Origin of the sequence: Phytohalomonas tamaricis, assembly GCF_003012345.1 — a bacterium.
Classification (GTDB): domain Bacteria; phylum Pseudomonadota; class Gammaproteobacteria; order Pseudomonadales; family Halomonadaceae; genus Phytohalomonas; species Phytohalomonas tamaricis.
In genome coordinates this window covers 145,013-171,224 of record NZ_PVRV01000019.1, presented here as the reverse complement: position 1 = coordinate 171,224, position 26,212 = coordinate 145,013, and the positions used below count along the sequence as shown (strand labels likewise).

The 26,212-nt window shown below is 57.1% G+C and carries 22 protein-coding genes; 11 read left to right on the top strand and 11 right to left on the bottom strand.

Annotated features, from left to right (window positions below; genetic code table 11):
* Position 1 precedes the first annotated feature (1 nt).
* Both C3Z11_RS02750 and C3Z11_RS02745 read right to left on the bottom strand, forming a co-directional pair.
* Positions 2 to 1,360, bottom strand: coding sequence for an HlyD family type I secretion periplasmic adaptor subunit (locus tag C3Z11_RS02750; protein ID WP_106476057.1), 1,359 nt, complete (start codon positions 1,358 to 1,360; stop codon positions 2 to 4).
* 33 nt (positions 1,361 to 1,393) lie between these two features.
* Positions 1,394 to 3,133, bottom strand: a complete 1,740-nt coding sequence (locus tag C3Z11_RS02745) for a type I secretion system permease/ATPase (RefSeq protein WP_106476055.1) — start codon at positions 3,131 to 3,133, stop codon at positions 1,394 to 1,396.
* Between the two features lie 418 nt (positions 3,134 to 3,551).
* On the opposite strand from C3Z11_RS02745, the gene glnE reads away from it, so the two are divergent.
* On the top strand, positions 3,552 to 6,476 hold the full coding sequence (gene glnE / locus C3Z11_RS02740; protein ID WP_106476053.1) for a bifunctional [glutamate--ammonia ligase]-adenylyl-L-tyrosine phosphorylase/[glutamate--ammonia-ligase] adenylyltransferase: 2,925 nt from the start codon (positions 3,552 to 3,554) through the stop codon (positions 6,474 to 6,476).
* Positions 6,477 to 6,489: 13 nt separating this feature from the next.
* Here the strand turns inward: glnE and C3Z11_RS02735 are convergent, their stop codons facing one another.
* From C3Z11_RS02735 to mqo, 3 genes are all read right to left on the bottom strand, one after another.
* The gene (locus C3Z11_RS02735; RefSeq protein WP_106476051.1) at positions 6,490 to 7,263 is read right to left on the bottom strand and encodes a protein kinase domain-containing protein; all 774 of its coding nucleotides are present in this window, start codon (positions 7,261 to 7,263) and stop codon (positions 6,490 to 6,492) included.
* 400 nt (positions 7,264 to 7,663) lie between these two features.
* On the bottom strand, positions 7,664 to 8,626 hold the full coding sequence (trhO, locus tag C3Z11_RS02730; RefSeq protein ID WP_106476049.1) for an oxygen-dependent tRNA uridine(34) hydroxylase TrhO: 963 nt from the start codon (positions 8,624 to 8,626) through the stop codon (positions 7,664 to 7,666).
* Between the two features lie 238 nt (positions 8,627 to 8,864).
* Complete coding sequence (mqo, locus tag C3Z11_RS02725; RefSeq protein ID WP_106476047.1) at positions 8,865 to 10,466, bottom strand: malate dehydrogenase (quinone); 1,602 nt, start codon at positions 10,464 to 10,466, stop codon at positions 8,865 to 8,867.
* A gap of 327 nt (positions 10,467 to 10,793) precedes the next feature.
* Here mqo and C3Z11_RS02720 point away from each other — a divergent pair, with 327 nt between their 5' ends.
* From C3Z11_RS02720 to C3Z11_RS02710, 3 genes are read left to right on the top strand one after another with little or no spacing between them, the layout of a single operon-like run.
* Positions 10,794 to 11,411, top strand: a complete 618-nt coding sequence (locus C3Z11_RS02720; protein ID WP_106476044.1) for a LemA family protein — start codon at positions 10,794 to 10,796, stop codon at positions 11,409 to 11,411.
* On the top strand, positions 11,411 to 12,190 hold the full coding sequence (locus C3Z11_RS02715) for a TPM domain-containing protein (RefSeq protein ID WP_106476043.1): 780 nt from the start codon (positions 11,411 to 11,413) through the stop codon (positions 12,188 to 12,190). Before C3Z11_RS02720 ends, C3Z11_RS02715 begins: the two co-directional genes overlap by 1 nt.
* Before the next feature lie 49 nt (positions 12,191 to 12,239).
* On the top strand, positions 12,240 to 12,857 hold the full coding sequence (locus tag C3Z11_RS02710) for a TPM domain-containing protein (RefSeq protein WP_106476041.1): 618 nt from the start codon (positions 12,240 to 12,242) through the stop codon (positions 12,855 to 12,857).
* Between the two features lie 68 nt (positions 12,858 to 12,925).
* Here the strand turns inward: C3Z11_RS02710 and C3Z11_RS02705 are convergent, their stop codons facing one another.
* From C3Z11_RS02705 to C3Z11_RS02695, 3 genes are read right to left on the bottom strand one after another with little or no spacing between them, the layout of a single operon-like run.
* Positions 12,926 to 13,558, bottom strand: a complete 633-nt coding sequence (locus tag C3Z11_RS02705; RefSeq protein ID WP_106476039.1) for an FMN-binding negative transcriptional regulator — start codon at positions 13,556 to 13,558, stop codon at positions 12,926 to 12,928.
* On the bottom strand, positions 13,558 to 14,301 hold the full coding sequence (locus C3Z11_RS02700; RefSeq protein ID WP_106476037.1) for a GNAT family N-acetyltransferase: 744 nt from the start codon (positions 14,299 to 14,301) through the stop codon (positions 13,558 to 13,560). The genes C3Z11_RS02705 and C3Z11_RS02700 overlap by 1 nt, the downstream gene beginning before the upstream one ends.
* Positions 14,302 to 14,361: 60 nt before the next feature.
* Entirely contained in the window at positions 14,362 to 14,811 is a 450-nt protein-coding gene (locus tag C3Z11_RS02695; protein ID WP_106476036.1) for a rhodanese-like domain-containing protein, read from the bottom strand.
* 97 nt (positions 14,812 to 14,908) lie between these two features.
* Here C3Z11_RS02695 and pdxR point away from each other — a divergent pair, with 97 nt between their 5' ends.
* Together pdxR and C3Z11_RS02685 are read left to right on the top strand one after the other, a co-directional pair.
* Entirely contained in the window at positions 14,909 to 16,423 is a 1,515-nt protein-coding gene (gene pdxR / locus C3Z11_RS02690) for a MocR-like pyridoxine biosynthesis transcription factor PdxR (RefSeq protein ID WP_106476034.1), read from the top strand.
* Positions 16,424 to 16,577: 154 nt separating this feature from the next.
* On the top strand, positions 16,578 to 16,829 hold the full coding sequence (locus tag C3Z11_RS02685) for a hypothetical protein (RefSeq protein ID WP_106476032.1): 252 nt from the start codon (positions 16,578 to 16,580) through the stop codon (positions 16,827 to 16,829).
* A gap of 21 nt (positions 16,830 to 16,850) precedes the next feature.
* Here the strand turns inward: C3Z11_RS02685 and C3Z11_RS02680 are convergent, their stop codons facing one another.
* The 3 genes from C3Z11_RS02680 to C3Z11_RS02670 form a co-directional block, all read right to left on the bottom strand.
* A complete protein-coding gene (locus C3Z11_RS02680; RefSeq protein WP_106476030.1) occupies positions 16,851 to 18,068 on the bottom strand; it encodes an MFS transporter in 1,218 nt (405 codons plus the stop codon).
* Between the two features lie 117 nt (positions 18,069 to 18,185).
* Complete coding sequence (locus tag C3Z11_RS02675) at positions 18,186 to 19,091, bottom strand: MBL fold metallo-hydrolase (protein ID WP_106476028.1); 906 nt, start codon at positions 19,089 to 19,091, stop codon at positions 18,186 to 18,188.
* A 147-nt stretch (positions 19,092 to 19,238) separates the two neighbouring features.
* On the bottom strand, positions 19,239 to 19,649 hold the full coding sequence (locus C3Z11_RS02670; RefSeq protein ID WP_106476026.1) for a hypothetical protein: 411 nt from the start codon (positions 19,647 to 19,649) through the stop codon (positions 19,239 to 19,241).
* 615 nt (positions 19,650 to 20,264) lie between these two features.
* Between C3Z11_RS02670 and C3Z11_RS02665 the strand changes: the two genes are divergently transcribed.
* The 5 genes from C3Z11_RS02665 to C3Z11_RS02645 all read left to right on the top strand — a co-directional run bounded on the left by C3Z11_RS02665 (position 20,265) and on the right by C3Z11_RS02645 (position 26,150).
* Complete coding sequence (locus tag C3Z11_RS02665) at positions 20,265 to 20,840, top strand: TMEM165/GDT1 family protein (protein ID WP_262927195.1); 576 nt, start codon at positions 20,265 to 20,267, stop codon at positions 20,838 to 20,840.
* A 147-nt stretch (positions 20,841 to 20,987) separates the two neighbouring features.
* Positions 20,988 to 22,022, top strand: coding sequence for an L-glyceraldehyde 3-phosphate reductase (gene mgrA / locus C3Z11_RS02660; RefSeq protein WP_106476023.1), 1,035 nt, complete (start codon positions 20,988 to 20,990; stop codon positions 22,020 to 22,022).
* A 209-nt stretch (positions 22,023 to 22,231) separates the two neighbouring features.
* Positions 22,232 to 23,326, top strand: coding sequence for a TAXI family TRAP transporter solute-binding subunit (locus C3Z11_RS02655; RefSeq protein WP_106476021.1), 1,095 nt, complete (start codon positions 22,232 to 22,234; stop codon positions 23,324 to 23,326).
* A gap of 8 nt (positions 23,327 to 23,334) precedes the next feature.
* Entirely contained in the window at positions 23,335 to 23,829 is a 495-nt protein-coding gene (locus C3Z11_RS02650) for a DUF1850 domain-containing protein (RefSeq protein WP_106476019.1), read from the top strand.
* Positions 23,830 to 23,882: 53 nt separating this feature from the next.
* Complete coding sequence (locus tag C3Z11_RS02645; protein WP_106476018.1) at positions 23,883 to 26,150, top strand: TRAP transporter permease; 2,268 nt, start codon at positions 23,883 to 23,885, stop codon at positions 26,148 to 26,150.
* Positions 26,151 to 26,212 lie beyond the last annotated feature (62 nt).

The following is a 26,212-nucleotide window of genomic DNA, read 5'->3' as shown; positions in this document are numbered from 1 at the left end:
CTCATTCCTCACGCATCGCCCGCGCCATCATATCGGCGATCGGTTGGGTGATGTACTGCATCAGCGTTTTGTCACCGGTCTGGATCATTACTTCAGCCGGCATGCCCGCGAGAAGCTGCATCTCGCTGTTCATGGCCCGCTGGCCTTGCTCGGTGACCTTGACGCGCGCCTTGTAATAAGACGTACCGGTCGCTTCGTCGGTGAAGCTGTCAGCAGACACATGCACGATTTCACCTTCAATGACATTGGTCAGGCGTTGATTGAAGGCGCTGAAACGGATCTCCGCATGCTGGCCGGCATAGATATTGTCGATATCCTTGACCGGCACGTGGGCCTCGACCACGAACCCGCCACTGTCGGGGATAATATCCATGATCGGTGTGCCGGCTTGAATGACTGCGCCTAGCGTATGGACATCGAGTCCGACCACGGTACCGGAGGTCGGGGCAATAATCGTGGTACGCCGAACCTGATCGCTTAGCGCAACGATACGCTCCTGGGCGTCGGAAATTTCCGCCTGGGCCGCACGCAGCTGTTCGCCGATCTCCTGTTGATAATCCTGTCGGCGCACTTCGATATTGACCTTGTTCTCGCTGATCTGCGATTTAAGCTGGGCGATATCGGCACGTGCCTGGGCGGTATCGCTGCGGTACTGCATGATCTGACGTTCAAGTTCCCGAATGCGCTGATTGTTGCCAAGCCCTTCCTTGAATAGCGAGCGATAGTCGGCGGCCTCGTCCTCAAGCGATGCAATACGCTGGCGGTTGATGGCTATGGTTTGACTGAGACCGTCGATTTGCTCCTGCATCTGGCTGGCCTGCGCCTGCAGGCTCTCTATCTCGCCGCGCAGGGAGCTGCGGCGTGCGAGAAATAACCCCTGCTGGACGGTGAGAATTTGCTGGAGGCGTTCATCCTGTGCTGCGGCGTCACGCAGGGCTTTAGGGAAGGATAACGTGTCGTTTCCCTGCTGCTCGGCAAGCAGCCGAGCCTCCTGGGCGCGGGCGATGAAATAGGCTGATTTCGAGATGGCAAGTTGCGAGCGCGCCTGAGTGTCGTCTAGCACCAACAGCGTCTGGCCGGCCTCGACGTGATCGCCGTCGCTGACATTGATGTGCGAGACGATGCCGCCTTCAAAATGTTGTACCGTCTTCTTGAACGCTTCGACGGCCACTGTGCCCGGGGCAATTACGGCTATGGCGAGCTGCGCCAGCGCCGCCCAGGTGCCGAACCCACCGAAGGCAACGAGTAATATGGCATAGCCGAGGCGACGGTAGGATTTGTCGCTGGTCGGAAGGTGAGATCCGCTGTCCGCTACGGAGGTGCCGACGGGCAGGCTGTTGGTGTAATCAGTTGAGGTCATGAGCGAGGACTCTGGTAATCACGGCGCGGCCATTCATGCTTTGTGCTGCTGATTAATCGGGCGCCCGGCGTCGGGCATTAATGTCCGTGGCGCTTTAGGCTTGGCAAGCTTTGCGGCAACCTCATCACGGGGACCATACAATGCCACCTGTCCTTCCTTGAGCAGCAGCAGCGTATCAACATGGCGCAATAGCTGCGTGCGGTGGGAAATCATGAAAAGCGTTGTGCCCTGAGCCTTGAGTGCTTTTATTGCCTCGATCAGTGCCTTCTCGCCGCTGTCGTCGAGATTCGAGTTGGGTTCATCCAGAACCACCAGCACCGGATGACCGTATAACGCACGGGCAAGGCCGATGCGCTGGCGCTGCCCGCCGGACAGCGCGCCGCCGCTTGAGCCGATGACCGTGTCGTACCCTTCCGGCTGCTGCAAAATCATGTCATGCACGCCGGCTTGCTTGGCGGCGGCAACGACGCTATCAGCGTCGACGTGGCCAAAGCGCGCAATGTTTTCACTGATGGTGCCATCGAACAGCTCGATGTCCTGCGGTAAATAACCGATGTATGGACCGAGCTCCTCACGATTCCACTGAGCGATGTCGGCACCATCAAGGCGTACCGTGCCCGCCTGGGCAGGCCACAGGCCAAGCAGTACGCGGGCCAGGGTCGATTTGCCTGCAGCGCTCGGGCCGATAATGCCGATGTGTTCGCCTTTGGCGACGTTAAGTGTGATGCCCCGCAGTACCGGCTTGCGTCCGCCCGGCGGTGCCGCGGAAACGCCTTCGACCCGTACTTTTCCTTCGGGCGCGGGCAGCGACATGCGCTCGCGCTCGGCGGGAATTTCGCCAAGTAATATCTGTAGGCGCTGATAGGCACTACGTGTGGTGCTGAAGCCTTTCCAGGCGCTGATCATCTGATCGATCGGTGCCAGCGCGCGGCCCATCAAAATGGACCCGGCGATCATCATGCCTGGCGTCAGTTCGTTTCTGAGCACGAGCCAGGCACCCAATCCGAGGATCAGCGACTGAAACAGCATGCGCAGCATTTTCGAGGCATTGGCCAAGGTGCCGGCACGATCGCTGGCCTGGGATTGCTTGAGCAGAAAATCGTGATGGCGCGCTGCCCAGCGCTGCCGGATACCTGGGAGCATGCCCATCGCATGCAGGACTTCGGCATTGCGCAGGTTGGCGCTAGCCAGCGACTGCGCCTTGATGTGCTCATCACCCGCTTCAGCGAGTAGGCTTTTGGTTGCCTTTTCGTTGGCAATGGCCAAGCCGAGCAGGATAAGTCCGGCGGCGAGAGCAAAGACGCCAAACCAGACGTGAAACAGGCATAGCACGGCGATATAGATCGGTACCCAAGGCGCATCGAAAAAGGCAAACAGGCCGTTACCGGTCAGGAACTGACGTAGCTGAGTCATGTCACTTAGCGGTTGGGCACTGGGCTGGCCGGGGGTTACCAATCCATGGCGGAACATCGCCTCATAAAGGCGAGTGCTGATTAGCGTGTCGAGGCGATTGCCGACGCGTATGAGAATGCGCGAGCGAACCACTTCCAGCCCGCCCATAACCAGAAATAAAAAAACCACAATCAGCGTCAGCATGCCCAGCGTTTCGAGGCTGCGGGAGGCGATGACGCGATCATAGACCTGCAACATGTACAACGGTGGCACCAGCATTAGCACATTGATGAACATGCTAAAAACACCTACTGTCACAAAGGAGTGGCGGCAGGCGCGCAGCGCACGCTGGAGATCGGTCGGCGCTTTGGGCGTGGCCATGGAACGTGCTCGCTATGTCAGTCTAAACGGGTATTGGCAACAACAGAGGGAAGGCCGAGTGTCCTTGTATTTATGTACGGAATCGACCTGTCAGGTTGCGAGATACAACCAATGGACGCCAAATGTGCTGCGCAACGTTAAGGTTGTGAGATGACAATATAATTAAAAGCTTTGTAAGTGATTGCTAATAAGTTGGCGATTTACGTTATTGATACGAGGTGCTGCTCAGCGGGTAACCGGGAAGGATGGTAAGAATAGTGACGAGGTGGTGAGAGAGTAGCCTCAACAATAGTCAGCAAGTGTTGAAGCATTGGGTCGGTTCTCTCGTCGTTCCGCTGAATCCAATGGCGATGTGCAGCATTACTTTGCGGCAGTTGGCCGGGGTTGATTATGCTGTAACAAATGCCAGGAGATATCGATGACTGCTTCCTTCGCTCCCTTCGTCAATGCACTTCCCGATCTGCTTGGCTCCTGTGCCCGACAGGCCCTGGACAATGTAAATGATGCGCTGCTTGAGTCGCTTGATGATGCACGCCGTGAGCAGCTGGTACGTGTCGTGGCGCTTTCTGATTTCGCGGCTGAATCGCTGACGCGCGATAGCGAATTGCTCAGGCGCCTGATCGATAGTGGCGAGCTTGAGCATGCCATTGATGCTCGCCCGCTATGGCAAGCGCTGTTTGAGGCGGTGCAGGCGGCTGAGGACGAGGCGACGCTGCACGCCATCATTCGCCGCTTCCGGCGTGCGCGCATGGTCGCCATTATCTGGCGTGACCTGACGGGGGCCAGCGATATGTGGGAAACGGCGTCGGCTGTGACCCGGCTGGCAGAGGTCTGTCTTGAAGCGGCGCTGGCCTGGTTGGAGGCGCACTTCGCGCCGCGCTGGGGGCTGCCGCAGCCGGACGGCGAGGGACGTGACCAGCGTCTTGTCGTGCTCGGCATGGGCAAACTCGGCGCGGGTGAGCTCAACCTCTCCTCCGATATTGATCTGATTTTTGCCTATCCTGAGCGGGGCACAACCCAGGGCGGTAAACGGGCCTACGATCATCAGGAGTATTTCACCAAGCTCGGCCAGAAGCTGATCGCCGCACTGGATGCGATCACTATTGACGGCTTTGCCTTCCGCGTCGATATGCGCCTGCGTCCGCTTGGTGACGGTGGCCCGCTGGTCGGCAATTTCAATACATTGATGACTTATTATCAGGATCAGGGCCGTGAGTGGGAGCGCTACGCCATGCTCAAGGCGCGTCCGGTGGCGGGCGATATCGATGCCGGCCATCGTCTGCTGGCCATGCTCAAGCCGTTCATTTATCGCCGCTACATCGATTTCGGCGCGATCGAGTCGCTGCGTGAAATGAAGCAAATGATCAATCGCGAAGTGAAGCGGCGCGGGATGGAATCCAATATCAAGCTCGGCTCCGGCGGGATTCGTGAGGTTGAATTCGTGGTTCAAGCCTTTCAGCTGATCCGCGGGGGGCGCGATACCGAACTACAGACGCCATCACTCCACGCGGCGCTTGAGCAACTGCCCGAACTTGACCTGCTGACGAAGAGAGACGTCGATGAGCTGCATGCGGATTATGTTTTCCTGCGCGATCTCGAACACGCCCTCCAGGCCCAGCAAGATCGGCAGACCCAAACGCTGCCTGATGACGAGCTTGGCCGTGCGCGGCTGGCATTGGCGCTGGGCGAAGAAAGTTGGGTTGGGTTGGCGGCACGTCTTGAACAGGTACGATCCCGGGTAAGGCAGCACTTCGATGCCGTGATCTCCGCCCCTGACGATGAGGAAGAGAGTGGTCAGGATGACTCCACGGCGTCGCTCGGCGAATGGCGTGCGCTATGGCAGGATGCGCTTGATGATGAGGAGGCGCATACGCTGCTGGAGGAGGCGGGATTTACCGATGCTGCACATGCGCTGAAGCGGGTACGTACCCTGCGTCAGTCGCGCGCCGTAACCGCCATGCAGCGAGTGGGCTTTGAGCGCCTTGAGGCGTTGATGCCCATGCTCCTGGCACAAATTGCCGAGCAGGAGGCGCCCGATACTGTGCTGGAGCGGGTGCTGCCGCTGGTCGAGGCGGTGCTGCGTCGTACCGCTTATCTCTCGCTGTTGCGCGAGAATCCTCAGGCGCTTGAGCAGTTCGTGGGGCTGTGTGCGGCGAGTGCCTGGATCAGCGAGCAGCTGGCTCGTCATCCGATGTTGCTTGATGAGCTGTTATCACCGCAGTCGCTTTACTCTCCTGCAGATAAAGACCAGTTGCGTGATGAGCTGCGTCAGATGTTGACGCGCCTTCCCGAAGAGGATGAAGAAGCGCAGCTTGATGCGTTACGGGCGTTCCGACATTCCCGTCTTTTGCATGTTGCTGCTTCAGATATTGCTGGCGCGCGGCCGCTGATGAAGGTCAGCGATTATCTGACCTATATCGCCGAGGTGGTGCTGGAAGCGGTGCTGGCGATGGCGTGGCGCAGCGTGACACAGAAATACGGCTATCCACGGCGCCATTCCGGTGCGGCGCATGAACCGAGCTTCATCATTGTCGGCTACGGTAAGCTCGGCGGTATCGAGCTCGGCTACGGTTCGGATCTTGACCTGGTGTTCATTCACGATGCGGACGCCAAAGGCAGCACCGATGGTAAACGTGCCCTCGATAATCCGGTCTTTTTTACCCGGCTGGGGCAGCGCATCATTCATATCCTCACTGCGGCGACGGCGAGTGGCACGCTTTATGAGGTCGATATGCGGCTGCGGCCCTCCGGCAACGCAGGGCTTTTGGTCACTACGCTAGATGCGTTTACCGACTATCAGCACAAGAAGGCCTGGACCTGGGAGCATCAGGCGCTGGTGCGCGCGCGCGCCATTGTCGGGGATCCCGAGCTGATGGCACGCTTCGAGCAGGTGCGCCGTAACGTACTCTCGCAACGGCGCGACATCGCCACGCTCAGGCAGGAGGTGGTGACGATGCGCCATAAGATGCGTGAACATCTAGGCAGCAGTCCCAACGCGCGGGAAGAGGGGCTGTTTCACTTGAAGCAGGACCCCGGCGGGCTGGTCGACATTGAATTTCTCAACCAGTTCGCAGTGCTGGCAATGAGTCATGAGGCACCGGCGCTTATGACCTACACCGATAACATTCGCATCATTGAAACGCTTGAATCCTGCGGAAAATTATCTGCCGAGGAAGCCGAGCAGCTGCGTACGGCCTACCTTGCCCTGCGCAACACCAGTCATCGCAACTCGCTGACCAAGCATGGCCCGCTGGTGCGTGAGGCCGAGTTTCATGCTCACCGTGAACACGTCATTGCGCAGTGGTGTAAATGGCTGGAAGATACGCCGGCCAGCGAGACGTAATGTCATGACTGGTTCAGGTGCTGCGCAGGACAGGCAGTACCTTCTTTTTCCAACCCTGCTGTAGCCCCTTGAACCACTGCGGCTTTGCCTTGAGCCTGCGCTCGACGGGCGTCAGCGCCTTGCCGGTCAGGCGATGTTTGAACTTGAGCGTGCCGGCGATGTCCAGGCGTCTCATGCGACGCATGAGGGGATGCAAGGGCCGGCCTTTAGGGGCATAGAGCGCTGAGGCGAAATCGATGATGACGATGCGGCCATCCTCAGCAACCAGGATATTGGAGCCGCGAATATCGTTATGAACGATATCGTGGCGATGCAGACCAGCGACAGCGTCGACCACTTTCGAAAACGATACCTTCTGTCCCGAAGCCACTGCGGTCTTGAGGTCTGCGCCTGGGACATATTCCATGAAAAAGGCGTAGCGATTGGCAAAGCCTTCAAATGATGGCGAGTGCGGCCAATCATTGAGACGCCGCAGTAGTCGTGCCTCGCGGCGCATCAGGTAATGCGCCAGAGGGGCCAGCGGTGTGCGGCGCCAGCGCTGGTAATCCTTGCAGACCGTCATGCGGCCATGACGGACCACGACGCTGACATCGGCCTTGAGCAGACCGCCTGCCTTTTGCAGTACCGTGTTATCCGAGGCGGCCCTGGCGATGCCTGTCGCCTCTATACAGGTGTCATTAGCAGCGAGAGTGGTATTGACCAGTTCAGCGGCTATCGCCTTGTTAAGGGACGGGTCGGCTTCTCGTGCTGAGGCCGCTGGATCGAGTGAGGAGAAATGACAAGCCATGCCGGGGATCCTGTCTAGGCGTATCGCTATTGCTGCGTCTGCCAGCGAATCAAATGACGTTATCTCGGCGTTGAAATACGTGGGGATACGTCAACCAGAAAAGGCCGTTGGTCGAGATGAGGCAGTAGCGGAAATTAATCGATAACGTGCTAACTAATCACAAGCTTAATTTTAAATTAAGCTTACGTCCAGATCAGGCTTGTCGAGTTCTTGAATTATTTGAGTGCCGACCTAGTGATAGGTGGATCGGCCTTTTTGAAAAGGTGAATGCGATAGCCATCAGGCTTTGAGAGACGAGGCAGGGTAGAGTGATACAAAAAAGCCGCTTCATGAGTGAAGCGGCTTTTTTATGTTATGAGCTCACTACGAGATCAGTCCAGCGGCGTTCAGTCAATCCGCATCACGCTTCTTCGCGCTTGCTCTGCTGACGTGGATTGTAGCCAAGCGGGTGCGGCTCATTTCGTGCCCGCGCCAGTTCGATCTGCTTTTGGCGTTCGCGGGCACTGGCGCGCGTTTTCTCAGGCAGTGAGTCCCAGCAATGTGGGCAACTGATCCCCGGGGTATAGTGTTCTGAGGCCTGATCCTCGTTAGATATCGGCATCCGGCAGGCGTGGCACTGTTCAAACTCGCCTTCGCTCAGGTCATGACGTACGGTCACACGGTTGTCGAACACAAAACAATCACCGCGCCACAGCGTCTCCTGCTCGGGGACCTCTTCGAGGTATTTGAGAATACCGCCCTTCAGGTGAAAGACTTCCTCAAACCCTTCATTGAGCATGTAGCTTGAGGCCTTCTCGCAGCGGATGCCGCCGGTACAGAACATGGCGACCTTCTTGTGCTTGGCCGGGTCGTAATGCGCCTTGACGTAGTCGGGGAACTCGCGAAACGAGGTGGTCTCGGGATTGATCGCGCCTTCGAATGAGCCGATCGAGACTTCGTAATCGTTGCGGGTGTCGATGACCAGCACTTCGGGGTCGGAAATCACGTTATTCCAGTCACGTGGCTCGACGTAGGTGCCCACCTTCTTGTTCGGATCGATGCCCGGCACGCCGAGGGTGACGATCTCCTTCTTGAGCTTGACCTTGGTGCGGTAGAACGGCTGCTCGTCGCAGTACGACTCCTTGTGGTCAATGTCGACAAAGCGCGGGTCGGCCTTGAGCCAGGCCAGCAGGGTGTCGATAGCCACACGCGTACCGGATACGGTGCCGTTGATGCCTTCCTCGGCGAGCAGCAGCGTGCCCTTGATTTCGTTGGCGCGCATTGTTTCGAGCACCGGTTCGCGCAGTGCGACGTAGTCTTCCAGCGTGACGAACTTGTACAGCGCCGCCACGACAATTGGGGGGCGCATGGTCGCTTGTGTCATGTACATCTCCTGGCAGTCGTCCACGTAAAGGACGGACCGGGGTTATTAAGGCAGGCCCATAGCTCACTGCGGGCGCGGCGTATTTTAAGTCAACTCGGCGGCGTCTGCACAGAGGGTACCTTTGACGTTACCAATAGCCGGGGCGTCAATTGATGCAGACTCAACGCTCTGGCAAGACATAAAAAACGGCCTCCGTAAGAGGCCGTCAGGCATTAGCACTTCAACAAACGGATCAAGCTTACAGCTGCGCTGTAACCTCTTTTTCTTCGTTTGAAGGTGCCGCATCTGCCCCTTCTAGTTGAAGCACATTATTGGTGTAGCCACGAACCTGGCTGATCAGTTCAGCATTGTTGTCCATTGACTGGCCGTAGGACGGAATGATCTCTTTCAGCTTGGCCTGCCACTGTTCGGAAGCGACCTTGTCCTTGAAGACCTTCTCCATCAGATGGAGCATGATCGGCGCGGCGGTCGAGGCGCCTGGAGACGCGCCTAGCAGTGCGGAAATAGAGCCATCTTCAGAGCTGACGACTTCGGTGCCGAACTGCAGGATGCCATCACCGTCCGCATTTTTCTTGATGATCTGAACGCGCTGACCGGCAGTCCACAGCTTCCAATCTGCCTTGCGGGCTTCAGGATAGTATTCACGCAGCGCCTCGAAACGATCATCCTCGGAGAGCATCAGCTGGCCGACCAGATACTGAACCAGGTCGAAATGGTCCATGCCTACCTGCGCCATCGGCCAGGTGTTGCTCGTGGTCATCGAACCGAACAGGTCAGTCAGCGAGCCGTTCTTCAAGAACTTGGTCGAGAAGGTCGCGAACGGTCCGAACAGCACCGCCGACTTGCCGTCAATCTGGCGGGCATCGATGTGCGGTACCGACATCGGTGGTGAGCCTACTGCCGCCTTGCCGTAGGCCTTGACGTTGTGGCGGCTGACCACCTCAGGGTTGGTCGTGACCAGGAACTGCCCGCCCACCGGGAAGCCGGCATAGCCGTCAGCTTCAGGGATGCCGGATTTCTGCAGCAGCGGCAGCGCCGCACCGCCGGCACCGATAAAGACGAACTTGGCGTTAACCGAGGTTTCCTGGCCGTTATTGCTCAGATCTGCAACCGTGACTTTCCAGGTGCCATCATCATTGCGCTTGATGTCGCGCACTTCACTGTTCAGCGACAGCGTGAAGCGGTCATGCTTGGTGAGCGAGCCTGCCAGCTGGCGGGTAATCTCGCCGTAGTTGACGTCGGTACCCACCGGCATCCAGGTCGCGGCGACCTTCTGCGACGGGTCACGGCCTTCCATGATCAGCGGTGCCCACTGCTTGATCTGGGCGGGGTCTTCAGAATACTGCATACCTTTATAAAGTGCGTTTTGCTGCATCGTGTCATAACGCTTGTGCAGATACGCTACGTTGTCGTCACCCCACACGAAGCTCATGTGCGGCGTGGTATTAATGAAGGAGTGAGGATTCTCGAGTACGCCCCGCTTGACCTGATGGGCCCAGAACTGACGCGAGATTTCAAAGCCTTCGGTAATCTTGGGCGGTTTGGAGACGTCGATGGTGCCGTCTTCCCGCTCCGGGGTGTAGTTCATCTCGCAGAACGCCGAGTGACCGGTGCCGGCGTTGTTCCAGCCGTTGGAGCTTTCTTCCGCTACTTTGTCCAGACGTTCGTACATGGCGATCGTCCAGTCCGGTTCGAGCTCTTCAAGATAAGTGCCCAGCGTGGTACTCATGATGCCGCCGCCGATCAAGACCACATCAACAGGAGCACTATCCTCCGCCTGGGCCTGTACGGAAAGCACTGACAGACTCAGGCAGAGGGCGGCGATAATATGCTTTTTCATGCACAGCTTCTCTGAAAGGATACGACCTTAGGATAAGGACCGGGGAATCTACCCTATCGGCAGAAATTAGCAATAGTTAAAGCATCCTGTTGTTTTACAAGGATCTAGGTAGCTTGGGTAAGGCTGGTCAAGGCAGGCGCACTATAGGTATTTATTACTCCTTTCATCTTCTTACGGGGCGCTTTGGGGCAGCTTTGAGCGAACGTGTGTAGAGAAAAGCGCGAGGCCGTTGGCTTTTACTCTTCTCGTAGGGGGCTTGGCCGTCTACCCTGAAGGGAGATAAGCAATAACATCGCTATTTTTTCAACGACCGGGAATGAACCAACCATGCAAACTAGGCCGGGACTAATCCCCAATCGTTATCGCTGGCAGTGGGTTGTCCTCCTCGCCATGACGCTTTTTCTGTCGGGCTGCGGTATCAATAACATTCCGAAGTATGATGAGCAGGTTAAATCTGCCTGGGCCCAGGTAGAAAACCAGTATCAGCGCCGTGCAGATCTGGTGCCTAATCTGGTAGAAACGGTCAAAGGCTATGCCAACCATGAACAGGAAACGCTGACGGCTGTCATTGAGGCGCGCTCCAAGGCAACGTCTATCAATATCGATGCCGATTCACTGGATGATCCGCAGAAGCTTCAGCAGTTCGAGCAGGCGCAAAGCCAGCTGACGGGAGCCCTGAGCCGCTTGATGGCCGTATCAGAGCGCTACCCTGAACTGAAATCCAATCAGAATTTTCTCGCCCTGCAATCTCAGTTGGAAGGGACTGAAAACCGCATCGCGGTGGCTCGTCGCGACTTCATCCAGGCGGTCGAGCGCTACAACACCGAGATTCGCACCTTCCCGGGTCGCCTCTGGCATAGCCTGATGTACAGTGATATGTCCATTCGCGCCAACTTCGAGGCGACATCGCCCAATGCGGATCAGGCGCCACAGGTGACATTCTGATGGTTTATCTACTGCGCTTGTCGTTTCTATCCCTGCTCTTGGTCTGCACCTTTGCAGCCCAGGCGCAGCAGCAACCTGATTTCCCTGAGCTCAGCGGACGGGTCGTCGATCAGGCCGAATTGCTCGACGGCCAGACCGAAGCCCAGTTGACCCAGATGTTGGCCGCGCATGAGCAGGCCACCTCCGAGCAGGTCGTGGTGGTGACCGTACCTGATCTGCAGGGTTACGCCATTGAAGATTATGGTTACCAGCTGGGGCGTCAGTGGGGCATCGGACAGCAGGGCGAGGATAACGGCGCGCTGTTGATCGTCGCCCGTGACGACCGCAAGGTGCGTATCGAGGTCGGCTATGGGCTGGAAGGGCGGCTGACCGATGCGCAGTCCTCAATAATCATCAATCAGATCATCCTGCCGGCATTTAGACAGGGCGATTTCGAGCGTGGTATTGCCGAAGGCACCCAGGCGATCATTGACGTGCTCGGCGGCGACCCTCAAGGGACGACTACGGGAGATCAGCAACGCCAGGCATCCGGACAGGGTGAAGGCCCTATGTCGCTGCTGTTCTTCGTACTGTTCGCTATTGTCATGATGATTGTACGCAGCGGCGGTGGCCGAGGCGGACGTGGCGGTGGTGGCGGCGGGCGCGGCCTGATCACCGGTGTACTGCTCGGCTCGCTGCTAGGCGGCGGTCGCGGTGGCGGCGGTGGTCTCGGGGGCGGCGGTGGCTTTGGCGGCGGTGGCGGTGGTTTCGGCGGCGGCGGTGCTTCGGGCGGCTGGTGATTCGACAGTGTCAATCAACAAATATCAATTCACTGAGCATAGAGAACGCATGTCCTTATTGAGCGAGAGCGATCAGCGCCAAGTAGCAGAGGCCATCACCCGGATCGAGCGCGAAACGGACGCTGAACTGGTGACGGTACTTGCTGCCCAGGCCGATAGTTATACCTACATTCCGTTGTTGTGGGCGGGCCTCATCGCGCTGGTGGTGCCTGGCGCCATCAATTATTTTCCCGGCTGGCTAAGTGTACATGAGATGCTGCTGGTGCAGTGGGCGACATTTATTGTGTTGAGTCTGATCTTTCACATTCCCAAAATCACCACTCGGCTTATTCCACGCAGCGTCCGTCACTGGCGAGCCTCAAGCCTGGCACGGTACCAGTTTCTCGAGCAGAACCTGCACTGCACCGAAGGCGGCACCGGCATGCTGATTTTCGTCTCGGAAGCGGAGCGGTACGTGGAAATCCTGGTGGATCGGGGCATCTCCAGCCGACTGAGTGATGATACCTGGCAGGCTTCAGTCGAAACCTTCACTCGTCATGTCAGCCAGGGTGAAACTCTCAAGGGGTTTCTCGAGTGTATCGAATCCTGCGGTGAGCAACTTAAACGACACGTGCCCGCTACCCACGAGCGCAACGAGCTGCCCAATCGCTTGATCATTCTGGAGTAATGGACCAGATGCCAGTCATGGAGAGCGCCACGCAGCGCATGGGCTCTCTGGGTTGGGCTGAACCGGGTTCAATCCGCTTGATAGCTGCTGAGTAACGTCGCGTCTTCACTGTTATAGCCATAATCCCGCAGGCCAGCATGAATCTCGCGACGTTCGTCTTCGGGCTTATGCTGGCTGGCCTTACGCTTGCCCTCCAGCCGAGTGATCTTGATTTCAACGCCGATCACGGCACGGCACATACCTTCGATGAAATTCTCCGGAGCATCATCGAGATGCCACGGCTTCTGACGAGGCTTCTCGAAGCGGTCGCTCAGCTCGGCAAGCCGTCTCCTTAGCCAGGCAGGGTCGTCGATGAAGCGTAGCCGGCCGTGGACGTGTACAACCATGTAATTCCAGGTCGGCACGACGCGGCCATGCTCGCGTTTAGCCGGGTACCAGCTCGGTGTCACGTAGGCCTGCGGGCCATGAAAGAGCGCCATTACCGACACGCCAGTGGAGAGATTTTTCCACAGCGGGTTGGCACGGGCGATATGGCCGCGTAATACGCCGTGCTCACCCTCGTTGGGATCAAACATCAATGGCAGATGATCGGCAGTGAGGCCATCCGCATAGTGGCTGACTAACGAGGCAAACGGATAGTTATCTATCCAGCCCTGTAGCGTGTCCGCATTCTTCTCGATAAACGGCGTGGGGCAGTACATCAGCGTGGCTCCCGGCCTGTCAGTTCGGCACGCAGCGCGGCGAGCGAGTGGCGCTGCCGACCCTCAGTATCGAAATTATCCTTTGCCAACCAGCGCTCGAAGGCCGCCGCGCAGGCTGGCCACTCGCTGTCGATGATGGAGTACCAGGATGTGTCGCGGTTGCGCCCCTTGAGCACCATCGCTTGACGAAAGATCCCCTCGAAGCGAAAGCCCAGTCGCAGTGCGGCGTTGCACGACGGTTGATTGAGGGCATGGCATTTCCACTCGTAGCGACGATAGCCGAGCGCGAAGGCATGTTTCATCAGCAGATACATTGCCTCTGTCGCTGCCGGGGTGCGCTGCAGGCGTGGAGAGAAGTTGAGATGGCCGATCTCGATCACGCCGTTGTTGGCGTCGATGCGTAGGTAGCTGGCCACGCCCACCGCGTCACCACTGTCGGTGTCGATGATGGCAAAAAACAGCGGATCGCTGCTGCATGCCATCTGCGTGAGCCAGGCAAGGTAGTCTTCGTTGCTGACAAATGGGCCTGCCAGCATATAGGTCCAGTTGCGTTCGGCACCGGGCTCCTTCATCGCCGTGCAAAGCGCTGCACCGTGGCGAGTAGTATCGAGCGGCTCGATGCGGCAGAAGTGGCCTTCGAGCATGACCCGTGCGGGATAGGCAGCGCCCTGCCAATCGGGCACCTCCAGGCCGATCGGCTGATCGAAGGCATTGAATTCATGGCGCGGTGGCAGGGCTGTCATGGCGGTTCCTTGTTTGTTGTTATCCCGTTCATCACTTTACTTACTCTCGATAAGCGTTTCTCAGGCACAGCCACAGTCGGTGAGTGTCGCGCCACGCATCGATCCCGGTGCATCACCATGGACGGTGGGATGGCCGTCACGCTGCCAAAAATCGAGTCCGCCAAGCAGTTCCTTTACCTTGAAGCCATGACAGGCAAGTTTATAAGCGCCTTTGGTCGAGCCATTACAGCCGATGCCGTCACAGTAGACGACATAGACCTTGTCACCGGCCAGCGAGGCGGTGGTCGTTTCATTCATTTCACGGTGGGGCAGGCTGATCGCACCGGGGATATGGCCGCTGTGGTAGTGCTCACGCGAGCGAGCATCAATCACAATAATATCTTCGACGCCGTTTTTAAGATCTTCGGCGAGGTCCCAGGCATCACAGTGGTAATGCAGTTTGGACAGCATGAAAGTAGCGCTTGCCGCAGGCTCGGGCGCGGGGTATTCGAGTACAAGGGAGTCGGGCATGGTCGGAATTCCTGAACATGAGAATAGGTAATGAAGACATTGACGTTAGGCTAGTTGGATAATGGTTCCTGCATAAGCACCACTTTGAGGGAGTTTGATGGAACCACTGAAATCAACGCGGGGGCAGGCCGATTGGATCGTTGAGGCATTACTGATGATGCTGGCGGATGATGGTGTACTGCCCTTGCGTCATCGACTTTACCAAGCCCTGCGTGGCTGGATCCGCGACGGACAGCTAGGTGGCGGCAGTGCGCTACCGTCATCACGTTCTTTGGCCCGTGCGCTCGGCATCGGACGCAATACGGTGCTTGGCGCCTACGATCAGTTGATCGCCGAGGGGTTTCTGCTTACGCGACACGGTGCCGGTACCTTTGTTGCCGGGCTGGCGCTTGAGACGATAAGCAAGGAAGCTCCAGCGTCTTATAATGACGCAGCCCTGTCCGCACGTGGCCAACAACTGGCCGCGCGCAGTGCATTGGCCCGCGGACGTGGCGGTGCCTTTGCTCCCGGCGTGCCAGCGCTCGATCAGTTTCCGTATGCGCTGTGGCAACGGTTAGTGATGCGCCACCTGCGCCGCGCGCCGCAGGAATGGTTTAACTATCAGGATCAAGGTGGCTTGCCGGCGCTGCGCGAGGCGCTATGTGACTATCTACGCCTTTCGCGTTCGGTGCGCTGTACCTCGGAGCAAATCATCATTACCAGCGGCGCGCAGCAGGGCTTCGAACTCATCACGCGGCTGCTGTGCGATGCCGGTGATACAGCATGGATTGAAGAGCCAGGTTACGCGGGTGCTCAGGCAAGCCTGATCGGTGCGGAACTCGACGTGCAGCCGGTATCAGTCGATGAGCACGGTTTGGTGCCGGAGGACGCACCCGCGGCCAGCCGGCCGAAGCTGATCTACGTTACCCCGTCGCATCAGTACCCAAGTGGTGTGACGATGACACTGGACAGGCGGCTCGAGCTGCTCGCCCTGGCCGAGGCGCACCGGGCTTGGATCATAGAGGACGATTATGACAGCGAATTTCGCTATGACACGCGGCCACTTGCAGCTCTGCAGGGGCTGAATGCAGATGGTCGAGTGCTCTATCTCGGCACCTTCAGCAAGGTAATGTACCCCGGTCTGCGGCTCGGCTATCTGGTCGTGCCCAAAACGCTGGTCACGCCGTTTCGCGCCGTCAATGCGCGTATTTATCGCGAGGGACAGTATGCCACCCAGGCTGCGCTGGCCGAGTTCATCGCGCGTGGTCATTTTGCTCGTCATGTGCGGCGCATGCGCGATTGTTATCGCCAGCGCCAGTCCTGCCTGCGCAAGGTATTGGCGCCGGTGGTGGCAAAAGGCGTTGAGCTGTCAGCGGGGCATGCCGGCATGCACCTGCTCGCTTGGCTGCCGGCTGGTATGGACGAGATGGTCTTGGTAGCCGAAGGTGCAGAATACGGCATCGTGCTGCGTCCGCTAGCACGGCACTATCTGGGCCGACCGGCGCGCGCAGGGTTAGTGCTTGGCTATGCTGACGCCACGTTGGAAGACATCACTCGGGCCGGCACGTGGCTGTGTAATCGGTTGTTGGTGATGCTGACACATAATGCAGTAAATCAGACGGGGCCTAATTAAGGACGATGCTGTGCCGATAAAAGGCAGGTAAACAGAATCCATCTTATCGGTCACTTGCTATCGGTGCTGCGCTGTAAGCAGACGAAACGGTAGCCTGTCCTGACAATCGCAAGCGGCATGAGCAGACAGGCTGCCCGGCCAGAAGGAAGCAGCCATGTTGCATGAAGACGGCTCTTACGGGGAGTGGGAGCAACGGCGTCTCGAGGCGCTTCACCGTCTGCATATTCTCGATACACCGCCCGTGAAACACTTTGAATTCCTTATAAAATTTATCGCGTGTACCTTTGAGGTGCCAATGGCAGCAATTTCGCTGGTCGACGAGCGGCGGCTGTGGTTTAAGGCCAGCTTCGGTCTGGCCACTATCGTGTCACGCGAGCTTAACTATAATTTCTTTCCCAAGGCCTGAGTCCAAGCCCCGCGAGTAATACTAGGTAGCGGGCTTGAGCAGACGATCGCGCCGCGCCAATAGCCAGGCAAACCCGAAACCGATCGGTACGATGGCGAGCGCGCTGATCATCAGTACAGTGGTAATGCCCTCGTACTGTGCCAGCAGACCAGCAGCAGCGATGCCAATTGACTGACCGGTGAAGAAAGCAGTGGCAAACAGCGATACCGCGGCACCGCGCCGGGTTGGTGCCATCTGGGTGGCGTGGGTCTGCAACGTGTTGTGAAGCATGTAGAAGCCGAGCCCGAACGCGAAACTGGCCGGCGTGGCAGGAGCCGCATGGGGCCATAGATAAAGTGCCAGCAGCGCTACACTGATCAGTAGCGCGCCGCCGCCTGCCAGCCATTTCTCACCGAGTAGCGGCACTAGCCGGCGCGCGAATAACGCAAAGGTCAGCCCACCGAGGGCAAAGGTTGCCATTACCAGCCCCGCCGTCGATAACGCCAGACCGCCAGCATAATGCAGATAGCTGGGAAGGAAGGCGAAAGCACCAAAGATGAATATGCCCTCGCATAACACGGTGCCCAGCACGATCCGCGCCCAGGCGATGTCCAGTACGCCCTTCAGATTGACGAGTAGATTGCCTGAGCCGCTGCGCGGCGGACGTGCTATGCCAGCGGTGCGTTTGAACAGTAGCAGAGCGGCGAGCAGAAACAGCACAGCGTAAACGATGAATGGCCACTGCCAGTAAGACTGTTCGGCAGCGAGCCCGCCGAACGCCTGACCGCAGGCGAGCCCACAGATCTGCCCGATCAAAAAACGCGCCAGCACCGGCTGACGCTGTTCATAGGGAATGTTATCGCCGATCCATGCCATCGACAGCGGAATGACCGCGGCACAGGCCATGCCGACCAGAATGCGTGCCGCAATCAGGGTTTCAAGCGTACTGGCCAACGCACACAACACGGTGGCACCGGCAGCTACCGTCGCGGCGATGGCAATTACCTTGAGTTTGCCGTAGCGGTCTCCGAAGGGCCCCAGCACCAGTTGCAGCAGGGCGTAGGCGATGGCATAGGCGGTCACGACCAATGAGGTAGCACCAAGCGAGCGCTGATATTCCTCGGCCAGGCGCGGCAGCAGTGGGTCAAGTAGACGTTGTGACGCCGCGGCGCCGAAGGCAGTTAACGCCAGCAGGATAATAATTGTCCAGGGCGTGGGCGCTGAGCGTGCAGCGTGATCAGTGGTAGATGTCTCAGACACGGGCTGGTGTTTCCATCGATCAAGAGCAAAAAAAGATTAAGGATGCCTGCTGTGCATGTAAGGGCGTACTCAGGCATCCGTGTGTGCGCCGATAACGCTCCGGCGCACACACTCAGGTCAAACGCGTGGCTGCCAGCTGATCGGCAGGAAGAGGTAGCCTTCGCCATCATTTGCAATATGGCCAATGGCAGGGAACTCAAGATGCATGCCGGCCACTCGCGTGCCGTCGCGCGCTACCTGCGCCAGCAGTTCGAGGCGCGTTTTTTGTGCCTGCTCGGCATCAACGTCAAACATGATACCGGTCTGAGGGCATGGTAGCTGGATTGCCGGCAGATGGACGATATCGCCCCAGATCAGTAACTGCTCATTGCCAGAGGTGATCATGTAGCCGCAGTGCCCTGGCGTATGCCCTGGCAGAGCAACCATCTCGATACCAGGCAGCACCTCGCCACCGTTGAGTTCCTTAATGCGATCAGCATAGGACGCGAGTGCGCGCCGGGCAGCCTGGACATGCTTCTGACGTGATTCAGGCAGACTGTCAGCGTCGTCACCGGTCCAGAACTCTAGCTCACGCGCCGGTGCCATCACCGTCGCATTGGGAAAGAGTGCGTTGTCGTCTGCGTCGATCAGGCCGCCGACATGGTCGGCGTGCAGGTGGGTCAGCAATACCGTGTCGATCGCCTCCGGCGCGACGCCAATCGAGTCGAGTGCTTGGCGCATATAGCTGCCGGACTCGCCGGCGTAGATGCCGATGCCGGTATCGATCAGGATCAGTCGGTCGTCAAGGTTGACGAGAAAGGCGTTCAGCGTGATGCGTGGCTCGGCGCGACGGCTGGCGGCGTGCAGTTGCTGGGCCTTGGCTTCGTCGATGTTGGTGAGGATTGCGAGTGACCCCTGCATCGAGGTGTCGAGCAAGGTCGTTACCACAGCATCACCGACCGCCAGGTGATGGGCAAGGGCGGCTTGATGCTGAGGTTTAGGAACGGGAGTAGTAGCGGGCTGCTGGCGCGTGGTACTCGTCATGGGATTCCTGCACTGATGGATTATCGGGGCGGTGAAAAAATTAACGCTCTGAACGTCAAGCATAATGATAGTTCGCTAACGACACCACCAGCTGAATGATAAGCGGCAAGACATGGATTCAGTGGGGTGGCACCTGAAGCATTGAGATCAGCTTCCACTGAGTAGTGACACCAGCAGCAGCAGAACCAGCATATAAACGATCAAGCCAGCTAACGTAGCGCCGGCCACTCGCCAGTTGGAATACGCGCTATAGCGTGCTTCATCATTGATGATGGTCTTGCTGAGCTGTTTGCGTTCGACAATGGCGCCCGCCACGAGGGTATAGCCCACGCTGACGAAGATGCTGATAATCGTTGACGCACTACCGCTGGCCAGTAGCGAAAATGCGGTAATCAATACAATAAACATGGCGCCATAGTTGAGCGTCTTGCCTGCTTCTTGGTGACGCTCAAGATGTTTGAAGTTGAGGTAGATGAAGTACACGGCGACCAGTGGACCGCCAAAGAACGTGCCGGCTCTGACCTGGTTGGGTGTGTAAAGCTTGACCTGCGCCGTCATAAATACCTGTCACCTGGGTTTTAGGAAGGGGTGAGAAAGCAATATATCATGGGCCGTTCATGAGACGCTGGCATGATAACCATAAGCGCTTGACGTGCTGTGCGCTGAGTGTCGCTTAGAGCAAAATGGTGTGTTTCTTTCTATTCATGTTGAAAGCATTTATGTTGAGAAATTCTAATAATTCATTTCGCTTAATTAAAAAATAAAATACAGATAGAAAATAAGTGTATTACTTGAGTGTTTTCCTAGGTCTTTGTTTTTACTTGAAACCTGTAAAGTTGCCAAAGAATTTATTTTTTAACCCGGGTATAAATATTGTTTGTGGGTTAATAACTTTAGCGCTAAGTGCCTGTTTTCAAATGAGTTGATTTGCAGTGTTGGTTTGTCATCCTCAATTCGATGGGGTATCGTTCCTCTCGTTTTGGGGGAGTAGTCGCTCTTTTTGATCCCGGTAAGCGATCATCAGGAGATTCATATCAACATGATTGGCGTCGTCGTTGACGGTTCACGCCATGGTATGAATAGCCATCCTTGGCCTGACGAGACTCAGACATCGATACACATACGTTGGAAAGTATGTGCGGTGATCTGGTGAATTGGCCCTGGAGTGTCACGTTGGAAGCTTTGTTCGTCTCTTTTGGATCCGTTGCGCTGGCTGAACTCGGTGACAAGACTCAGCTCTTGGCGCTGCTACTGGCTGTCAGATTTCAACGCCCCTGGCCTATCTTCTGGGCAATCCTTCTCTCTTCACTCCTCAATCACGCCGTATCGGCGTGGCTCGGCGGTGCGCTGGCATCATTTATCGACCCTTATACGATGAATATCTTCACCGGTTTTGCCTTTGTGGCGATCGGGCTATGGATGCTCAAGCCGGACGATGACCCTGAGTTTGATCAGAGTAAGCTCAAGTACGGCGTCTTTATGACCTCGTTTGTGCTCTTCAGCCTGGCAGAGCTGGGTGACAAGACGCAGTTTGCAACGATTCTGCTCGGTGCGCGTTTTCATGACTTCATCAAGGTTGCGCTCGGCTCTACGCTTGGCATGATGGTGGCCAACACGCCGGTGCTATGGCTCGGATGTCGTTTCTCCTGCCGTCTGCCGATGCGTCCTATTCATATCGCCTCGACACTTTTGTTTATTAGCCTGGGAGGCTGGACACTGGCCGAAACCTGGCTGACCACGCATGGATAAGCAGGCATACCGCCTAACTATCATGCTTTGGTGATACGCTCGCTTCGTCTATCGCTTGCTCTGGTATCCTGTTAACGGGTGTGCCCTGACGTCGAGGCAGTTAGCTCGTCAGGCGGCCGAAACGGAATTCACCACGAGGATGAGACGTTGATCTACCAAGCTGCATCATCACGTTACGATGACATGCTGTATCGCACCTGCGGGCGTAGTGGACTGAAGTTGCCTGCGCTGTCGCTGGGGTTGTGGCACAATTTCGGTGATGTCGACTCGCTCGACAATCAACGCCAGATGCTGCGTACCGCATTCGATCTCGGTATTACTCATTTCGATCTGGCCAATAACTATGGCCCACCGCCCGGCAGTGCTGAAACCAATTTTGGTCGGCTGCTGCGCGAGGATTTCAAGCCCTACCGCGATGAACTGATCATCTCTTCCAAGGCGGGCTACGATATGTGGCCGGGCCCCTACGGCCAGGGCGGTGGCGGCCGCAAGTATGTGCTGGCGAGCCTCGACCAGAGCCTCAAGCGCATGGGGCTCGATTACGTCGATATCTTCTATTCTCATCGCTTCGACCCTGATACGCCGCTGGAAGAAACGGCTTCGGCGCTTGCCACGGCAGTGCAGCAAGGCAAGGCGCTCTATGTCGGGATCTCTTCCTATTCCGCCGCGAAGACGCGGGAGATGACGCAGCTTCTGGCCGAGTGGAAGGTGCCATGCCTTATTCACCAGCCGTCCTACAATATGTTCAACCGCTGGGTTGAAGAAGATCTGCTCGACACGCTCGCCGATGAGGGGATCGGTTGTATCGCCTTCACACCGCTGGCGCAGGGGCTTTTGACCGGCAAGTATCTCAACGGTATTCCTGAAGATGCACGTATCAACAAGGCCGGTGGGGGGTCGCTGCAACAGGCGCATCTGAGCGAGGAGAACATCGAGCGGGCACGCAAGCTAAACGAGATCGCTACCCGGCGCGGCCAGAGTCTTGCCCAGTTGGCGCTGGCCTGGCTTTTGCGTGACGAGCGGGTTACTTCGGTATTGATTGGCGCCAGCCGTCCCGGTCAGATCGAAGATAATGTCGCAGCGTTGAAGCACCTGTCGTTCACTCAGGATGAGTTGAACGAGATCGATCAATATGCGGTGGAGAGCGGCATCAATATATGGGCACGCTCATCGTCGCAATAATAGATTCCGCGTAGCGCTTAGTCAGTTTTGATGGCACCCATCGTGCCGGTAATGAACAGGCCGCCTTAAGGGCGGCCTGTCGCGTTATTAGACTAAAGAAGTGGGCGCTAAAATTGTCGCCTACTGGCAGTCCTCTATAAGCTGGCGCGATAACTAGTACTAATCGCAGCCAAGACTTAGAAAGCAACGTTCAAAAATAGGGGACTGCCATGACATATCGTTCTTTAACGCTGGCCGCGTTAATCGGTTTTTTCAGTGTGGCGCTGACAGGGTGCGGTGATAGCGATACAGGCAGCAATGAGGGGTCTGCTCAAAACAACGAACAAACGCAGAGTACAAGTAACGATACCCAGACGCAGAATAGTCAGGCTAATGCTGAGCCGGTCGGGCTGATCTTCGGAACCGGCGGCACCTCGGGCAGCTATTACGCTATCGGAGGTGCGCTTAAAGGCGTGTTTGAGCGCAGCGATGTGATCGAGAACGTTCAGGTCGTGTCGACGGGGGCTTCGGTTCAGAACATCCAGAATATTCAGGATGGCCTCAATCAGATAGCCATCGTGATGAGTGATGTGGTCTATGACGCTGTCAACGGACGGGGCCAGTTCGAAGGTAACAAGGTTGACCTGCGTGGGCTGGCCGGGCTTTATCCCAACGTTGTGCAAGTCGTCGCCACTGCTGAAAGCGGCATTCATAATGTTCAGGATATGGCGGGCAAGCGCATCGGTGTCGGGCAGGTCGGTTCCGGCGTCGAGCAGAGCGCCAAGATCGTGCTTGAGGCGGCTGGGCTTTCTTATGACGATCTTTCGCGTGTAAGTCACACCGGTTATGCCGACAGCGTTACCGAAATGAGCAACGGTAATCTCGATGCTGCTTTCTTCACCTCCGGCGTACCCAACAGCAACATTACCGGGCTGATGCAGAGCAGTGATATTACCTTCGTGCCGATCGAGGGTGACATTGCCAACAAGCTGCTTGAGGCCTATCCCTATTACGATACCTATCAGATTCCTGCCAACGCGCCCGAGCGCTATGGTCTGAATGAGGCGGTAGATACCGTGGCGATCCGCAACATGCTGATCGTGCCGGCTTCGATGCGCGATGATGTTGCTCAGGAGCTGACCAAGCGGCTTTATGACTACGTGGGCAGCGATCAGGTCTCGGTTGGCGCGCTTAAGCAGTTTGACCGTAACACCATGGACGATAATCTGGTGGCGCCGTTACATCCCGGGGCCAAGGCCTTCTATGACACGCTGGCGCAAAGTGATGCTGACCAGCAGTCTGGCAGTGAGCCGACGGCCCAGTAACTATTGCGATGAAACGGCGCGTTCTCGTCGCGTTGGGGAGTGCTCTGGTGCTTCTGGTCATGGTCATGGTGCTTTATCCATGGCCATGGTTACTGGTTCGGGAGGGTGAAACGCTGCATTACGCCTTTCCGGGGGCTGATGGCAGCGTTTTCACGTTGCGCTGGCGGCACTCGGTCGAGCTTGAGGATTGGGAGGAGCGTTTTGTCGTGCATGGCGAATCAATTTTAGTCGATAGCACGCGCTTCAAGACGTTCGGTGCCGGAGTCCCGTCTCATGCTGGCGCCAGCACACGACTCATCGATGGCTGGGTGGAAATGGACGGTATTGAGCGCATCGTCGACCCACTCAATGTCCAGGCGGCTGCCGCGGAGGATTATCGCCTGGGCTATCACGGTCACGTGTTTGCACTGTCGCACCTTGGCAGTCATCCCATTTTGACCTTCCAGGTGCGCCGAGAGCCGCTTATTGCTGTATTGCCCGCCCTTTTGCGGCCGTGGTACTAAACGCCGGTTCTCCTGGTTACCGGTTGCCTTTTGTATCTGAGGGTCAGGACATCATGTCAAATAACGATAACCTTCCTACTGGCAACGCGTCCCCGCGTGGCGATGGCCACGGCAGTGTCAATGTAAATAGCCTTGCCGTATCAGACAGTAGCAAACCCCAGGCGGCGGATCAGGATACGGTCGATGCCGCCGTACTGGAAAAGTACGACCGAGAGAGTGTGGTGCGTCATGCTCTGCCTGAACGCATCGTCAAACTGGTTACTCTTTTGAGCGTATTGCTTGCACTGTTTCATCTATATACCTCGTTCTCCGGGCCGCTGGTCGATGTCGCACAGCGCAGTATTCATCTCTATACCCTGTTGGGGCTGGCTTTCGTGCTTTATCCGATCAGCCGCAAGGGGGCGCGCGATCGTGTGCCTTGGGGAGATGCGCTGCTGGTTGTGCTGGCCTTCGCGATCGGTATTTATATGCTGGTGGTCGCTGATCGTGTCATCGCTACGGCAGGACGGATCAACATGTTCGACACGGCGGTGGGGCTGGTAGCTATCTTGTTGGTACTCGACGCTGCACGGCGGATAACCGGCTGGGGGCTGACGCTGTTGGCGGCAGTGTTTCTGGTGTACGGTTTCTACGCCAAGCTGTCGTTCTATCCCAGTTTGAACGTGAACATTATCCTGGCCATTACCCGGCAGATCGTCTCACATCTGGTATTTATCACCGAGGGGCTGTTGGGTACTGCAATTGCAGTTTCGGCAAGCTATATCATGCTGTTTATCCTGTTCGGCGCTTTTCTCGGCAAGTCAGGGCTAGGTCAATTATTTAACGATCTGGCGCTCGCTGTCGCTGGGCATACCCGAGGTGGACCGGCAAAGGTGGCGGTGATTGCCAGCGGTTTTCTCGGTTCAATCAATGGCTCGGCTATTGCCAACGTCGTGACGACCGGTGCATTCACTATCCCGTTGATGAAACGTACCGGCTATAAACCTAACTTTGCCGGCGCGGTTGAAGCGGCTTCCAGCGTGGGTGGGCAAATACTGCCGCCGATCATGGGGGCAGCGGCCTTCATTATGGCTGAAGTGCTGGCCGTACCTTATACCCAGGTGGTGATGGCCGGGATCATTCCTGCGCTTTTGTACTATGCAGGCGTCTTGATTCAGGTCCATTTGCGCGCGTCGCGCAACGGCTTGAAAGGCATTCCGCGCGCTGAATTGCCCCCGGTGCGAGAGGTCATGCTCAAGCGCGGTCACCTGCTAGTGCCGATGGCGGTTTTGTTGTGGTTGCTGTTCGAAGGGCGGGCACCATTTTTCGCAGCGTTCTGGTCAATTGCTGCGACTGTTTTGATCTGCGGTACACGACGGGTCACCATCGGTTTGAGCGTAATACTGACTCTGTTGATCTTCGAGCCGCAGTTGCGTGCCCTGGTGGTCGGCAATGCGATACCCGGGATGCCGACAAGCCGCTGGTGGCTGTTCGTCGCCATTATTGTGCCGGTCACCATTAACATGGTCCGCGCCCGACTCGGGCTGGTAGCGGAAAAGATGGATATTGCCGATTGTACAAAGGCGATGGAAGAGGGCGTGCGCAACGCCATTCCCGTCGCAATCGCTTGCGGCACGGTGGGCATCATTGTCGGTGTGGCCACGTTGACCGGTGTGGCACTTGAGGCCGCAGATGCGGTAGTGCAGATAGGCGCTGCGATCCCTTCACCCATGCTGCAGCTTTTGGTGACGCTGTTTTTCACCATGATTGCATCGATTGTGCTGGGTATGGGGTTGCCCAGTATTCCTACCTACATCATTACCAGCACCATGGCAGCACCGATTCTGCTCAATATGCCACTGTTTCGAGAGCTGTCCGGAAGCAGCGATACGGCGATCTTCGTGGCTCACATGTTTGTATTCTACTTCGGTATCTTCGCCAATCTGACGCCACCGGTGGCATTGGCTGCCTATGCCGGGGCGGGTTTGAGCGGCGGTTCACCGAATGCAACCGGGTTTCAGGCGATGAAGCTCGCCGTTGCAGGTTTTGTGGTGCCCTATATGTTCGTGTTCGCCCATAGCATGCTGATGATCGATGCGACGCTGTGGAACACCAGTTGGGTAATCGTGACCAGCCTGGTGGGCGTGACGCTTCTGGCGATTGCAGTAGAAGGCTTTCTATGGAGTCAGGTGTCAGTGCCGATGCGCCTGCTGGCGGCGGTCGGTGCACTATTACTGATCTTCCCGGGGATATTGACTGATATGATCGGTGGTGCGATTACCGTCGTGTTGGTGGCGTTGAATATGATGGCGGCGAGACGTTTACGCTCAAGTACAACCTAAGTGAGAAAGACCGCATTCCGGGGCCGGCATCGAAACATTGTCGGTCCCTGTGCGTGGCAGTT

What these genes read in the sequence shown, in the direction of transcription:
- C3Z11_RS02735 (WP_106476051.1), bottom strand. Translation starts at nt 7,263, where the DNA reads ATGGCTTGTCATTTCTCCTCACTCGATCCAGCGGCCTCAGCACGAGAA.
- C3Z11_RS02655 (WP_106476021.1), top strand. Translation starts at nt 22,232, where the DNA reads ATGACATATCGTTCTTTAACGCTGGCCGCGTTAATCGGTTTTTTCAGT.
- C3Z11_RS02670 (WP_106476026.1), bottom strand. Translation starts at nt 19,649, where the DNA reads ATGACGGCGCAGGTCAAGCTTTACACACCCAACCAGGTCAGAGCCGGC.
- C3Z11_RS02700 (WP_106476037.1), bottom strand. Translation starts at nt 14,301, where the DNA reads ATGACAGCCCTGCCACCGCGCCATGAATTCAATGCCTTCGATCAGCCG.
- C3Z11_RS02705 (WP_106476039.1), bottom strand. Translation starts at nt 13,558, where the DNA reads ATGTACTGCCCCACGCCGTTTATCGAGAAGAATGCGGACACGCTACAG.
- mqo (WP_106476047.1), bottom strand. Translation starts at nt 10,466, where the DNA reads ATGAAAAAGCATATTATCGCCGCCCTCTGCCTGAGTCTGTCAGTGCTT.
- pdxR (WP_106476034.1), top strand. Translation starts at nt 14,909, where the DNA reads ATGGAACCACTGAAATCAACGCGGGGGCAGGCCGATTGGATCGTTGAG.
- C3Z11_RS02710 (WP_106476041.1), top strand. Translation starts at nt 12,240, where the DNA reads ATGTCCTTATTGAGCGAGAGCGATCAGCGCCAAGTAGCAGAGGCCATC.
- C3Z11_RS02745 (WP_106476055.1), bottom strand. Translation starts at nt 3,133, where the DNA reads ATGGCCACGCCCAAAGCGCCGACCGATCTCCAGCGTGCGCTGCGCGCC.
- C3Z11_RS02715 (WP_106476043.1), top strand. Translation starts at nt 11,411, where the DNA reads ATGGTTTATCTACTGCGCTTGTCGTTTCTATCCCTGCTCTTGGTCTGC.
- glnE (WP_106476053.1), top strand. Translation starts at nt 3,552, where the DNA reads ATGACTGCTTCCTTCGCTCCCTTCGTCAATGCACTTCCCGATCTGCTT.
- C3Z11_RS02645 (WP_106476018.1), top strand. Translation starts at nt 23,883, where the DNA reads ATGTCAAATAACGATAACCTTCCTACTGGCAACGCGTCCCCGCGTGGC.
- trhO (WP_106476049.1), bottom strand. Translation starts at nt 8,626, where the DNA reads ATGACACAAGCGACCATGCGCCCCCCAATTGTCGTGGCGGCGCTGTAC.
- C3Z11_RS02675 (WP_106476028.1), bottom strand. Translation starts at nt 19,091, where the DNA reads ATGACGAGTACCACGCGCCAGCAGCCCGCTACTACTCCCGTTCCTAAA.
- C3Z11_RS02685 (WP_106476032.1), top strand. Translation starts at nt 16,578, where the DNA reads ATGTTGCATGAAGACGGCTCTTACGGGGAGTGGGAGCAACGGCGTCTC.
- C3Z11_RS02695 (WP_106476036.1), bottom strand. Translation starts at nt 14,811, where the DNA reads ATGCCCGACTCCCTTGTACTCGAATACCCCGCGCCCGAGCCTGCGGCA.
- C3Z11_RS02750 (WP_106476057.1), bottom strand. Translation starts at nt 1,360, where the DNA reads ATGACCTCAACTGATTACACCAACAGCCTGCCCGTCGGCACCTCCGTA.
- C3Z11_RS02720 (WP_106476044.1), top strand. Translation starts at nt 10,794, where the DNA reads ATGCAAACTAGGCCGGGACTAATCCCCAATCGTTATCGCTGGCAGTGG.
- C3Z11_RS02650 (WP_106476019.1), top strand. Translation starts at nt 23,335, where the DNA reads ATGAAACGGCGCGTTCTCGTCGCGTTGGGGAGTGCTCTGGTGCTTCTG.